This window comes from Streptomyces sp. NPDC019224, assembly GCF_040632605.1.
In the GTDB taxonomy this organism is placed as follows: Bacteria; Actinomycetota; Actinomycetes; order Streptomycetales; family Streptomycetaceae; genus Streptomyces.
Map to the genome: position 1 here is coordinate 29,364 of NZ_JBEYCF010000033.1, position 12,226 is coordinate 41,589.

Genomic DNA, 12,226 nt, shown 5'->3' on the forward strand with positions numbered 1-12,226 from the left:
GGCCCTGGCCCGCCGCCCCCGATCCTCCCACGGACGGGGCCCCGGCCCCGCCGCCGGTCCAGCAGACGGACGGCGCGGGCGCGGCCGGACGGGCTTCAGCGAGCGGCCAGCGCCTGTTCCCCGGCTCTGCGCATGGCGGCGAGCGGCGCGGGCGAGCGCCCCGTCATCTGCTCGACCTGAAGGACCGCCTGGTGCACCAGGAGGTCGAGACCTCCGACGACTGCGCCGCCGCGTTCGGCCCAGGCGGAGGCGAGCCGGGTGGGCCAGGGCTCGTACAGGACGTCGAAGAGCGTGCCCGGCCGCTCCGGAACTGCCCCGGCCAGCGCGTCGGCCGCTCCGGCGGGGGTGGTCGCGATGACGAGGGGCGCGGTCAGCGCCCGCTCGGCCTCGGCCCAGGCGGCGATCCGGATGTCGACGCCGAGCCGTTCGCCCCAGCCGCGCATCTCGTCGGCGCGGGCCGCGCTGCGGACGTACGCGGTCACGGGTCCGGCGCAGATGCCGGACAGGGCCGCCAGCGCGGAGGAGGCGGTGGCGCCGGCACCGAGGATCGCGGCGGACTCCACCTTCTCGACGCCGCGTTCGCGCAGGGCGGCGACCATGCCGGGGATGTCGGTGTTGTCGCCGGTGCGGCGGCCGTCCTCGCCGAAGACCACGGTGTTCACGGCCTCGACGGAGGCCGCGGTGTCGCTGATCCCGTCGAGCAGCGGGATGATCGCCCGCTTCAGCGGCATGGTGAGCGAGAGCCCGGCCCAGCTCCCGTCCAGCCCCTCGATGAACCCGGGCAGCGCCTGTTCGTCGACTTCGAACCGGTCGTACGACCAGTGGTCGAGCCCGAGTTCGGCGTACGCGGCCCGGTGCAGGACCGGGGAGAGCGAGTGGGCGATGGGCGAGCCGAGAACGGCGGCGCGGCGGTGGGTGCTCACTGCCCGGCCTGCTCCTTCTTGTACTTCTCCCGGTTCCGCTCGTGCTCCGCGTTGGTCACGGCGAAGACCGTCTTGTCCTCGGTGACCGACACGAAGTAGTACCAGGGGCCGGGGGCGGGCTTGATCGCGGACTGCAGGGCGGCGTCACCGGGGTTGTTGATCGGCCCCGGCGGCAGGCCGTGGATGTAGTACGTGTTGTACGGGTTCTTGAAGTTCCGAAGATCCGAAACGGCTCCGGTGTCGAGCGTGCTCTGCTTCTTCGCGTAGTTCACCGTGGAGTCGAAGTCGAGCAGCCCGTTGGTCTCGACGTTGTTGGGCTTGAGCCGGTTGTAGACGACCCGCGCGACCTTGTCGAAGTCGTGCTTGTACTTGCCCTCGGCCTGGACGAGACTGGCGACGGTGATCAGCTGCCAGGGGTCCTTGAGCTTCAGCTTCTTGGCGTTGGCCTCCAGATCGGCCTTCTTGTACTCCTCGTTGGCCCGGGAGACCATCGACTTGAGGACGGTCTCCGGCTTCATGCCCTTGGTGACCGGATACGCAGCCGGGTAGAGGAAGCCCTCCAGCGGATCGAGCACGCCCTCGTGATTCTTCGCCCAGCCCGGCAGGCCCAGGCTGTCCGCCTGCTTCTCGGCCACCTTGGCGGTCGTCCCCTTGGCGATGCCGAGCTTGGTGTCGATGGAGGCGTACACCAGCCGGTTCGGCGTGCCCTCCGGTATGACCAGAAGATTCTGGCTCTTCGGGTCCACCATCATCTTCACGGCCTCGGCCGCGGACATCTGCGAGTGGAGGAGGTAGACCCCCGCCTGGATTCCCTTGCCCTTCGGGTTCTCGTTCTGCGCCGAGACGAAGGCGTCGACGCTCTTCACGACGCCGGCCTTCTTCAGGATGTTGCCGATGTCGTACCCGTACGCGCCCTTCGGGATCTCCACCTCGACCGAACCCGAGCCACTGCCCGAGTAGTCGGGGGCCGGGCCGAAGCGGTCCTTGTAGAACGAGTAGCCGAAGTAGCCCGCTCCGCCGACGCCGGCGACCAGGACGAGGGAGACGACCAGGCACGCGCAGCCGCTGCGGCCCTTCTTCTTGCCCTTGCCGCGACGCTCCCCGCCGCCCCCGCCCCGGGAGCCGTCGTCATCGTCGTCGTAGTCGTCGTCCCTGGGCGCCTTGCGGCCGTCCTTCTCGTCCACGCCCGTGAAGAAGGGGTGGGTCTCCTCCGGCTGCTCCTCCGGGTCCCAGTCCGGGGCCGGCCCGGGCGCCTGGGCCGATACGTCCTCACGACGGCCCGGGGGCTGCGGGGGCGGGTACGCCTCAGGGGTGCCGTAGTAGTCGTTCGTCTCGCCGTAACCGTACGTGCCGTCCGGCTGGCCCTCGTAGGGCGGCACCGCCTGCTGGCCCGTGTCCCAGCCGGTGCCGTAGCCGGGCTGCTGCGGCTGCTGCGGCTGCTGCGGCTGCTGGCCGTACGGGTCCTGCGGGTGCTGGTTCCCGTACGCCTGCTGCTGGTACTGCTGCTGGGCGTACGGGTCCTGCTGCTGGTGCTGCGTGTACGGGTCCTGCTGCTGGTGCTGCTGGTGGGCGTACGGGTCCTGGTGCTGCTGCGCGTAGGGGTCGTGCGGCTGCTGCTGGTACGGGTCGTACTGGCCCTGCTGATACTGCTGCCGGCCGTCGTACTGGTTCTGGCTGTCGTACGGGGCCTGGCCGTGGGCAGGCTGCTGGCCGTCCCACCCCTGGTCCCCGTACAAGGGGTCCTCGGGATGCCACGGTTCGGAGCCGGGGCCCCGGCCATACTCAGTCATCGATCCCCTTGAGCCGCGAGACGATGTTCCGCCTCTTTGCTGTGCGGTGCTTGTTCGAACACCGCCGCATCGCGCGGAACGTTACCGTATTGCGATCAGACCACTACTTCGACTGCCTCGCCCGGCGGACGGCCCGAAGCGCGCTCGGACTCCAGAGCGTTCTGAAGGATCACCACAGCGGCAGCCTGGTCGATGACGGATCGGCCCTTTTTGGACTTCACGCCCGAGGCGCGCAGCCCCTGGCTCGCCGTAACTGTGGTCATCCTCTCGTCCATCAATCGCACCGGAATGGGTGCGACCGCCCGGGCGAGCACATCGGCGAAGGCCCGGACCTTGGCGGCGGCCGGCCCCTCGCCGCCGCCCAGGGAGCGCGGCAGGCCGACGACGACTTCGATCGGCTCGTACTCCGCGACGATCTGGCCGAGCCGCCGGTGGGCGGCCGGGACGTCGCGTCCCGGCACGGTCTCCACCGGCGTCGCGAGGATCCCGTCGGGGTCGCACGAGGCGACCCCGATCCGGGCGTCCCCGACGTCGATCGCCAGCCGGCGACCGCGGCGCATCTGCGGCATGTCCGTGGTCACGCCGTCTCGGTGACGAGGCGTTCGACGGCGGCGACGGCGTCACCGATCGCCTCCGGGTTCTGGCCGCCGCCCTGCGCGACGTCCGGCTTGCCGCCGCCCCCGCCGCCGAGGGTCTTGGCGGCGGTACGGACCAGATCGCCGGCCTTGAGGCCACGCTCGCGGGCCGCCTCGTTGGTGGCGATGACGGTCAGCGGGCGCCCGTTGGCCGTCGTGAACAGCGCCACCACGGCCGGGCGGCCGCCCTGGATGCGGCCACGCACGTCGAGGACGAGCTTGCGCAGGTCGTCGGCGGAGGTGCCGTCCGGCACCTGGCCGGTGACCAGGGCGACGCCCCGGACGTCCTTCGCGGAGTCGGCGAGACCGGCGGCGGCCGCGAGGACCTTCTCCGCGCGGAACTTCTCGATCTCCTTCTCGGCGTCCTTCAGCTTGCCGAGCATGCCCGCGATCTTCTCCGGCAGCTCCTCGGAGCGGCCCTTGACCAGCTCCTGGAGCTGGGCGACGACCGTGTGCTCCTTGGCCAGGAAGTTGTACGCGTCGACGCCGACCAGGGCCTCGATGCGGCGCACGCCGGAACCGATGGACGACTCACCGAGCAGCTTGACCAGGCCGAGCTGGGCGGTGTTGTGCACGTGCGTACCGCCGCACAGCTCCTTGGAGAAGTCGCCGATGGTGACGACGCGGACCCGCTCGCCGTACTTCTCGCCGAACTCCGCGATGGCGCCCTGCTTCTTCGCCTCGTCGATCGACATGACCTCGGCCTGCACGTCGAGCTCGCGGGCCAGGACCTCGTTGATCTTCTGCTCGACGTCGGTGAGGACCGTGCCGGGGACGGCGGCGGGCGAGCCGAAGTCGAAGCGGAAGCGGCCCGGGGAGTTCTCGGAGCCGGCCTGGGCGGCCGTCGGGCCGAGCGCGTCGCGCAGTGCCTGGTGCGTGAGGTGCGTGGCGCTGTGGGCGCGGGCGATGGCCCGGCGGCGGGTGGAGTCGATGGCGGCGTAGGCGGAGGCGCCGACCGTCACCTCGCCGACCTGGACGGAACCCTTGTGCACGGAGACACCCGGAACCGGCTGCTGGACGTCGCGCACCACGATGACGGCGCCGCTGTCGAGCCGGATGCGGCCCTGGTCGGCGAGCTGGCCGCCGCCCTCGGCGTAGAACGGGGTGCGGTCGAGGACGACCTCGACCTCGTCGCCCTCGGTGGCGGCGGGCGAGGGGACACCGTCGACGAGGAGGCCGACGATCGTCGACTCGCCCTCGGTCGTGGTGTAGCCGGTGAACTCGGTGACGCCGGAGTTGTCGGCGACCTCGCGGTAGGCGGACAGGTCGGCGTGGCCGGTCTTCTTGGCCTTGGCGTCGGCCTTGGCCTTGGCCCGCTGCTCCTGCATGAGGCGGCGGAACCCGTCCTCGTCCACGGAGAGCCCCTGCTCGGCGGCCATCTCCAGGGTGAGGTCGATCGGGAAGCCCCAGGTGTCGTGGAGCAGGAACGCCTTGTCGCCGGCGAGGACCGTGCCGCCGGAGGCCTTGGTCTCGGTGACGGCGGTCTCCAGGATGTTGGTGCCGCCCTTGAGGGCCTTGAGGAAGGCGGCTTCCTCGGCGAGCGCGACGGTCTCGATGCGCTTGCGGTCGGTGATCAGCTCCGGGTACTGCTGGCCCATGGTGTTGACCACGACGTCGACCAGCTCGTTGACGACGGAGCCGGTGGCGCCCATCAGGCGCATGTTGCGGATGGCGCGGCGCATGATGCGGCGCAGCACGTAGCCGCGGCCCTCGTTGCCGGGGGTGACTCCGTCGCCGATGAGCATGACGGAGGTGCGGATGTGGTCGGCGACCACGCGCAGCGAGACGTCGGTGGCGTCGGCCGCGCCGTAGCGCACACCGGTCAGCTCGGTGGCCCGGTCCATGACGACGCGCAGGGTGTCGGTCTCGTACATGTTCTGCACGCCCTGCAGGATCATCGCGAGGCGTTCGAGGCCGAGGCCGGTGTCGATGTTCTTCGACGGCAGGTCGCCGAGGATCGGGAAGTCGTCCTTGCCCTCGCCGGCGCCGCGCTCGTACTGCATGAAGACCAGGTTCCAGATCTCCACGTACCGCTCGTCGTTGACGGCCGGGCCGCCCTCGACGCCGAACTCGGGGCCGCGGTCGTAGTTGATCTCGGAACAGGGGCCGCAGGGGCCGGGGACGCCCATGGACCAGAAGTTGTCCTTCTTGCCCAGGCGCTGGATGCGCTCGGCCGGGACGCCGATCTTGTCGCGCCAGATGGCCTCGGCCTCGTCGTCGTCGAGGTAGACGGTGATCCACAGGCGCTCGGGGTCGAGCCCGAAGCCGCCGTCCGCCACGGAGCTGGTCAGCAGCTCCCAGGCGTACGCGATGGCGCCTTCCTTGAAGTAGTCGCCGAAGGAGAAGTTGCCGCACATCTGGAAGAACGTGCCGTGCCGGGTGGTCTTGCCGACCTCTTCGATGTCCGGCGTGCGCACGCACTTCTGCACGCTGGTGACGCGCGGGGCGGGCGGCTTGACCTCACCGAGGAAGTACGGCTTGAAGGGCACCATGCCGGCGGGGACCAGCAGCAGAGTCGGGTCGTCCGCGATGAGCGACGCCGAAGGGACAACGGTGTGACCGCGCTCCTCGTAGAAGCTCAGCCAGCGGCGACGAATTTCTGCCGACTCCATCAGTGGTCCTCATTCCGGTTGTACGAGTGGGAGGGGAGCTTGCGGTAGGTGGCGGGGGCCGGGTGCGTCTCCGGCTCGGCCGCCTCGACGGCGAGACCGCGCCGCCCGGGGAGCTCGGGGTCGGCCGGTGCCTCCAGGCCCAGTGCCTCGCCGAGTTCGGCCTCGCGCCTGACCATGCCCTCGCGGACGTCCAGCGCGAAGTCCTTGAGCTTGTGACCGGCCACGATCGCCTTGTCGGCGGCCTGCGCCGCGAGGCTCTCGGGGGTCAGCTGCTTGATCTTCCGGTTGACCTTGGTGGTGGCCCACACCCCGGCGGCTGCGCCGGCGGTGAACCAGAACGTACGGCGGAACATCGCTGCGTCAGTCCTTCGGTCCGCGGGAATTTCGGCCGTTGCGCTTCCTGCCGCGCGCGGACGGCACGGTCCGGCCGACGATCACCGCGCGCCGGGAGCGCGCCTCCGGTTCGGGGGCGGAACGGCGGCCGATGGCCTGCCGTACGCCGTAGCCGAACGCCGCGACCTTGACCAGCGGGCCGCCGAAGGCGGAGGCGACCGTGGTGGAGAGTGCCGAGGCGTTGGAGGTGACTTCCTGTACGTCCGTCGCGATGGCGTCGACCTTGTCGAGCTGGGTCTGCGCGGAGCGTACGGTCGCGGAGGCGTCCGCGAGCAGAGGGACGGCCTGTTCGGTCACGTCCGCCACGAGTTTGGTGGTCGCCCTGAGCGTCTGGGCGAGCCTCACCAGCACGACGGCGAGGAACGAAACCAGGATCGCCCAGAAGACGGCCACCAGGATCCCGGCCACCTCTCCACCGGACACAGTGCACCGCGCTCTCTGGCTTGTCGTCTGTCTCTGTCTTGTTCGCTTGCTCTGCGGCGAGGGCCTTCGTGGTGGCCGGTCACCTTCCCCCGAGCCTATCGCGCCGGGGCTCACGCCCCGTACCGCCCGACCGGGCGGGCGGCGGGAGTCCGGACGGCGAAATTGTACGGAGCGCTTTCAAGCCAGTACTCTGCGTGTCTCATGCGACGCCCTCAGCGCCCCGTTCCGCCCGCCGGTGACTCCGGTACCCCGGCCGCCGCCCGCGACACCGCCGCGCCCCCGCACCCGGGCAACCTGCCCGCCGAGCTGAACGACTTCGTGGGCCGCGAGAGCGAACTGGCCGGTCTCGCGCGATCGCTGGAGGAATCCAGACTCGTCACCGTCACCGGGGTGGGCGGCGTCGGCAAGACCCGGCTGGTCACCAGAGCGGCGGCCCTGCTGGAGAAACGGTACTGCGACGGGGTGTGGCTGGTGGAGCTGTCCACCGTCCACGATGCGGGCCTGCTGGAACACGCCGTGGCCGAGGCGCTGGGCCTCACCGACCACACCACCAGGCCGCCCCGCGCGGCGATCCTCGAGCACTGCGCCGGCCGCAGCCTCCTGCTGGTCCTCGACGGCTTCGAACACCTGGTGGACGACTGCGCCGCGCTGGTACGGGAGCTGCTGCGCCGCGCCCCGCGGCTGCGGGTGCTCGCGGCGGGCCGGCTGCCGCTGGAGCTGGAGGGCGAGGCCGTCCACCCGCTCGCCACCATGACGGACGAGGACGCGCTCCGGCTGTTCGCCGAGCGCGCCGCCGGGGTGCGCCCGGACTTCCGGCTGACCGACCGCAGCCGCGGCCCGGCCAGGGAGCTGTGCCGCCGGCTGGACGGGATCCCGCTGGCCCTGGAACTGGCGGCCGGACGGCTGCGGGCCCTGTCGACCGAGCAGGTGCTGCAGCGGCTCGACGACCGCTTCCGGCTGCTGACCGGCGGCAGCCGGGGCGCCCTGGACCGGCACCAGACGCTGCGCACGGCCATCGGCTGGAGCCACGAACTGTGCACCCCGCCGCAGCGGTTGCTGTGGGCCCGGCTCTCGGTCTTCGCCGGGCAGTTCGACCTGGAGGCCGTGGAGTACGTCTGCAGCGGTCCCGACCTGCCCGCCGACTCGGTGCTCGACGTGCTCTGCGGGTTGCTGGCGCAGTCCGTGGTGCTGCGCGAGGACTCCCCGGTCGGCACCCGCTACCGGCTGCTGGAGACCGTGCGCGAGTACGGGGCCGAGTGGCTGGCCGCCACCGGGGACGCCGACCGGCTGCGCCGGCGGCACCGCGACTGGTTCCTGGGACTGGCGACCTGGTGCGAGCTGGACTGGTTCAGCCCCCGGCAGGCGGAGGTCGCGGCCCGGCTGGAGAGCGAGCTGCCGAATCTGCGCCGGGCCATGGAGTGCTCGCTGGAGACCCCGCAGGAGGTGCACCTCGCCCAGTACCTGGCGGGCACGCTGTGGTTCCTGTGGGTCGGCTGCGGGCGGTTGTCCGAGGGCCGGCACTGGCTGGACCACGTCCTGGAGGAGGAGACCCCGTACGACGCCTCGCGGCTGAAGGCCCTGTGGGTACTGGGGCACGTCGCGGTCCTCCAGGGTGACCCGGTGGGGGCCGTCTCCGCCCTGACGGAGTGCCGGGAGGAGGCGGAGGCGGCGGGCGACGCCACCGCGGCCGCGTACGCCGTGCACCGCACCGGGTGCCTGGCCCTGGTCACCGACGACATGGAGCGCGCCCGGGATCTGCTGGACGAGGCGCTCGGCCGTTACCGCGAGCTGGGCGAGCTGAACAGCAACGTCCTGATGGCCCAGGTCGAACTGGCCATGTCGATCGGCTTCCTGGGGGACCCGGAGCGGGCCGTCGCGATCTGCGAGGAGGTCCGGGACATCTGCGAGGACCACGGCGAGCGGTGGGCCCTGAGCTACGCGCTGTACGTCCTGGCCCATGCCGCCCTGCAGCGCGGGCGGCCGGAGCGGGCCCGGAAGCTGCTGGAGGAGTCGCTGTCCATCAGCCACACCTTCCACGACCGGCTCGGCACCGTCCTCGCCCTGGAACTGCTGGCGCTCGTCACGGTGACCGAGGGCGACGCGGCCGAGGCGGCGCTGCTCCAGGGTGCCGCCGACCGGATCTGGCCGTCGGTGGGGCTGCCGCTGTTCGGCTCGGCGCACTACGGGGCGCCGAGGGCCCGCTGCGAGGAGCTGGCCCTGCGCGAACTGGGCGAGACGCGGTACGCGGCGGCCCTGCGGGCGGGAGGGGAGCTGGAGCCGGACGCGGCGGTCGCGCGGGCGCTCCTGGCGCGGCCGGGCGGGGGCGAGCAGGCGGGGTCCGGCGCCGGGGAGCCGGCCGGAGCCGCGCTGCCCGCACCCGGCAGAACGCGAAAACCCGCCCCTCCCCGGGTACCGGGAAGGGGCGGGCCTGAGCGCCGGTGAAGAGCGGCTACGCCTGGATCAGCGGGCGTAGTACTCGACGACGAGCTGCTCGTCGCAGATCACGGGGATTTCCTTGCGGTTCGGGTCCCGGTCAAGGCGGAAGGCCAGGGCCTTCAGGTTCACCTGCAGGTAGCGCGGGGTCTCGCCGTCGGTGGCGTAGCCACCCTCGCGGGCCACCTGGAAGGGGTGCTTGTCGCGGCTGCGCTCGCGGACCATCACGATGTCGTCCGGGCGGACGCGGAACGACGGCTTGTCGACCTTGCCACCGTTGACCTCGATGTGGCCGTGGACGACCATCTGGCGGGCCTGGTAGATGGTCCGGGCGATGCCCGAACGCAGGACCAGCGCGTCGAGACGGCGCTCGAGCTCGACGACGAGCGCCTCGCCCGTCTTGCCCTCGGCCTTCTTGGCGCGGTCGTAGGCACGCGCCATCTGGCGCTCGCTGATGTCGTACTGCGCGCGCAGACGCTGCTTCTCCAGCAGACGGACCTTGTAGTCCGAGTTCTGCTTGCGGCCGCGGCCGTGCTCGCCCGGCGGGTAGGGGCGGGCCTCGAAGTACTTGACGGCCTTCGGCGTCAGCGCGATGCCGAGCGCGCGGCTCTTCTTGACCTTGGGACGCGACTGATTAGGCACGTTCTCCAGACCTCCGTTGTAGGTTAGGTTAGGCTCACCTTACTCAAGGAGATCGCATGTCTCGCCCTGGGAACACCACACACGTCACGGACAGCACAGACAGCATCGACGCGCCTGAAGGCGTCGAGATGACGGAGGACCGATCAGATCGTGGTCAGCCGCGTCCCAGCGGGCTTGAAATCACACGGATGCCGTCAGCAGCCGAGCGCACACGAACTCTCGTACAGAGTACCTGCTCCGCGGCACTGCTCGTTCCCGGGCTCGAAACCGCGGGCTGGGACCAGCTCATGCCGCTGTCCCGGGGCGTGGGCCCGGACGGCGACCTGTTCCTGGAGTTCCCCGCGGGCTCCCCGGCCGTACGGGCCGCGACGCACGCCCAGGACGACGAGCTGCCGGCCGTCCTGGAGATCACGGACGTCGCCCCGGTCTCCGTACCCCACCGCATCCGCGGCCGGGCCCGGGTCAGCGGCTGGCTGACCTCCGTGCCCGGCATGGCGGGCCCCGGACGGATGATGCTGCGGCTGGAAACGGGCGAGGCCCACATCGACGACCTGTGGGGGGTGGAGCGCGTCGAGGCGGAGAGCTTCCGCGACGCCGCCCCCGACCCGCTCGCCGCCCACGAGACGGACCTGCTCCAGCATCTGCACTCGGCGCACCCGAAGGAGCTGGCGACGCTGTGCGGACTGCTCGGCGCGCGGGCGTCGTGCACCTGCGCCGCGCACCGGCCGGCCGTGGTGCCCCTGGCGCTGGACCGGCTCGGGCTGCGGGTGCGCTTCTGCGAGCGGGACGGCGGCTGCTTCGACGCGCGCTTCGAGTTCCCCGAGCCGGTGCGGGACGTGGTGGAGCTCAGCCGCGCCATGCACACGCTCTTCGCCGCGGCCGCGCACTGAGGAACACCCCGCGAAGGGCCGCCGGCGTCGAGGGCCGCGCTCGCCTCCGGAGCCCCGGGCCCGGCTTCAGACCGTGCCCGCCCCGTCCTCGGTGCCCGTCCGGCCGAGCCGCTCCCTGACCCGGTCCGCCACGTCCGCGTAGCGCGCCTCGGCGCCGTAGCGGGTGGGGCGGTAGTACCGCTTGTCGCTCACGGCGTCCGGCGCGTACTGCTGGGCGGCGATACCGCCGGGCACGTCGTGCGGGTAGACATAGCCCTGGGCGTGGCCGAGCTTGGCCGCGCCCTTGTAGTGGCCGTCGCGCAGATGGGCCGGGACCGGGCCGGCCAGCCCCTTGCGGACGTCCTCGCGGGCGGCGGAGATCGCCAGTGTGGCCGCGTTGGACTTGGGGGCCAGCGCCAGGGCGATGGTGGCATGGCTGAGGGTGAGCGCCGCCTCCGGGAAGCCGATCAGGGCCACCGCCTGGGCCGCGGCGACCGCGGTGGGCAGCGCCGTCGGGTCGGCGAGGCCGATGTCCTCGCTGGCCGAGATCATCAGCCGCCGGGCGATGAACCGGGGGTCCTCCCCCGCCTCGATCATGCGGGCCAGGTAGTGCAGGGCCGCGTCGACGTCGGAGCCCCGGATCGACTTGATCAGCGCGCTCGCCACGTCGTAGTGCTGGTCGCCGTCCCGGTCGTACTTCACGGCGGCCCGGTCGACCGTCTCCTCCAGGGTGAGGAGCGTGATCTCCGTCTCCTGCTTGGACAGCGCCGCACCGGCGGCGGCCTCCAGGGCGGTCAGGGCCCGGCGCGCGTCGCCCCCCGCGATCCGCAGCAGGTGCTCCCGCGCATCCTCCGCCAGGGTCACCGCACCGCCGAGCCCGCGCTCGTCGGTGAGAGCGCGGCGCAGCAGGCCGCGCAGGTCGTCGTCGGTCAGGGGCTCCAGCGTGAGCAGCAGCGAACGCGAGAGCAGCGGGGAGATGACGGAGAAGTACGGATTCTCGGTGGTCGCGGCGATCAGGGTGACCCAGCGGTTCTCCACGGCGGGGAGCAGGGAGTCCTGCTGGGCCTTGGAGAAGCGGTGGATCTCGTCGAGGAAGAGGACGGTCTCCTTGCCGTAACCCCCGGTGGCTCGGCGGGCGCCGTCGATCACGGCGCGCACCTCCTTGACCCCCGCGGTGATGGCGGAGAGCTCGACGAATCGTTTGTTCGTCGCCTTGCTGACCACGTACGCGAGGGTGGTCTTTCCGGTGCCGGGCGGGCCCCAGAGGATCACCGACGAAGGGCCGGCCGGTCCCCCGCTGCCCTCGCCGACCAGGCGGCGCAGCGGCGAGCCCGGCTTGAGCAGGTGCTGCTGGCCCACGACCTCGTCGAGCGTGCGCGGACGCATCCGGACAGCGAGGGGGCTGCTGGACGGGTCCTTCTCCTGGCGGTCTTCGGCAGCTGCGGTAAAGAGGTCGGGCTCCACGTCTCGAAGCCTATGTCACCGCACTGACGGCACCGCCCGGCC

General features: G+C 71.7%; 10 protein-coding genes. 2 read left to right on the plus strand and 8 right to left on the minus strand.

Features of this window, described 5'->3' with window-relative positions; all coding sequences use genetic code 11:
* Positions 1 to 95: 95 nt before the first annotated feature.
* The 6 genes from ABZ564_RS21085 to ABZ564_RS21110 form a co-directional block, all read right to left on the minus strand.
* Complete coding sequence (locus ABZ564_RS21085) at positions 96 to 923, minus strand: shikimate dehydrogenase (RefSeq protein ID WP_360858485.1); 828 nt, start codon at positions 921 to 923, stop codon at positions 96 to 98.
* Positions 920 to 2,713 (minus strand): endolytic transglycosylase MltG, encoded by a 1,794-nt coding sequence (gene mltG, locus ABZ564_RS21090; protein ID WP_360858488.1) that lies wholly within the window; start codon positions 2,711 to 2,713, stop codon positions 920 to 922. The genes ABZ564_RS21085 and mltG overlap by 4 nt, the downstream gene beginning before the upstream one ends.
* Before the next feature lie 95 nt (positions 2,714 to 2,808).
* On the minus strand, positions 2,809 to 3,282 hold the full coding sequence (ruvX, locus tag ABZ564_RS21095) for a Holliday junction resolvase RuvX (protein ID WP_360858596.1): 474 nt from the start codon (positions 3,280 to 3,282) through the stop codon (positions 2,809 to 2,811).
* Positions 3,283 to 3,290: 8 nt separating this feature from the next.
* The gene (gene alaS / locus ABZ564_RS21100; protein ID WP_360858491.1) at positions 3,291 to 5,960 is read right to left on the minus strand and encodes an alanine--tRNA ligase; all 2,670 of its coding nucleotides are present in this window, start codon (positions 5,958 to 5,960) and stop codon (positions 3,291 to 3,293) included.
* On the minus strand, positions 5,960 to 6,313 hold the full coding sequence (locus ABZ564_RS21105; protein ID WP_360858494.1) for a DUF6167 family protein: 354 nt from the start codon (positions 6,311 to 6,313) through the stop codon (positions 5,960 to 5,962). Before ABZ564_RS21105 ends, alaS begins: the two co-directional genes overlap by 1 nt.
* Positions 6,314 to 6,320: 7 nt before the next feature.
* Complete coding sequence (locus ABZ564_RS21110) at positions 6,321 to 6,761, minus strand: DUF948 domain-containing protein (protein WP_360858497.1); 441 nt, start codon at positions 6,759 to 6,761, stop codon at positions 6,321 to 6,323.
* 216 nt (positions 6,762 to 6,977) lie between these two features.
* Here ABZ564_RS21110 and ABZ564_RS21115 point away from each other — a divergent pair, with 216 nt between their 5' ends.
* Complete coding sequence (locus tag ABZ564_RS21115; RefSeq protein ID WP_360858500.1) at positions 6,978 to 9,218, plus strand: tetratricopeptide repeat protein; 2,241 nt, start codon at positions 6,978 to 6,980, stop codon at positions 9,216 to 9,218.
* Between the two features lie 18 nt (positions 9,219 to 9,236).
* On the opposite strand, the gene rpsD is transcribed toward ABZ564_RS21115, so the two are convergent.
* Complete coding sequence (rpsD, locus tag ABZ564_RS21120; RefSeq protein WP_239223628.1) at positions 9,237 to 9,851, minus strand: 30S ribosomal protein S4; 615 nt, start codon at positions 9,849 to 9,851, stop codon at positions 9,237 to 9,239.
* 188 nt (positions 9,852 to 10,039) lie between these two features.
* Between rpsD and ABZ564_RS21125 the strand changes: the two genes are divergently transcribed.
* Positions 10,040 to 10,741: a DUF2470 domain-containing protein gene (locus ABZ564_RS21125; RefSeq protein WP_360858503.1), complete on the plus strand. Its 702-nt coding sequence runs from the start codon at positions 10,040 to 10,042 to the stop codon at positions 10,739 to 10,741.
* Between the two features lie 66 nt (positions 10,742 to 10,807).
* Here ABZ564_RS21125 and ABZ564_RS21130 read toward each other — a convergent pair whose 3' ends face one another.
* Positions 10,808 to 12,184, minus strand: coding sequence for a replication-associated recombination protein A (locus ABZ564_RS21130; RefSeq protein ID WP_360858506.1), 1,377 nt, complete (start codon positions 12,182 to 12,184; stop codon positions 10,808 to 10,810).
* Positions 12,185 to 12,226 lie beyond the last annotated feature (42 nt).

What these genes read in the sequence shown, in the direction of transcription:
- ABZ564_RS21125 (WP_360858503.1), top strand. Translation starts at nt 10,040, where the DNA reads ATGCCGTCAGCAGCCGAGCGCACACGAACTCTCGTACAGAGTACCTGC.
- alaS (WP_360858491.1), bottom strand. Translation starts at nt 5,960, where the DNA reads ATGGAGTCGGCAGAAATTCGTCGCCGCTGGCTGAGCTTCTACGAGGAG.
- mltG (WP_360858488.1), bottom strand. Translation starts at nt 2,713, where the DNA reads ATGACTGAGTATGGCCGGGGCCCCGGCTCCGAACCGTGGCATCCCGAG.
- ABZ564_RS21105 (WP_360858494.1), bottom strand. Translation starts at nt 6,313, where the DNA reads ATGTTCCGCCGTACGTTCTGGTTCACCGCCGGCGCAGCCGCCGGGGTG.
- ABZ564_RS21115 (WP_360858500.1), top strand. Translation starts at nt 6,978, where the DNA reads ATGCGACGCCCTCAGCGCCCCGTTCCGCCCGCCGGTGACTCCGGTACC.
- ruvX (WP_360858596.1), bottom strand. Translation starts at nt 3,282, where the DNA reads ATGCCGCAGATGCGCCGCGGTCGCCGGCTGGCGATCGACGTCGGGGAC.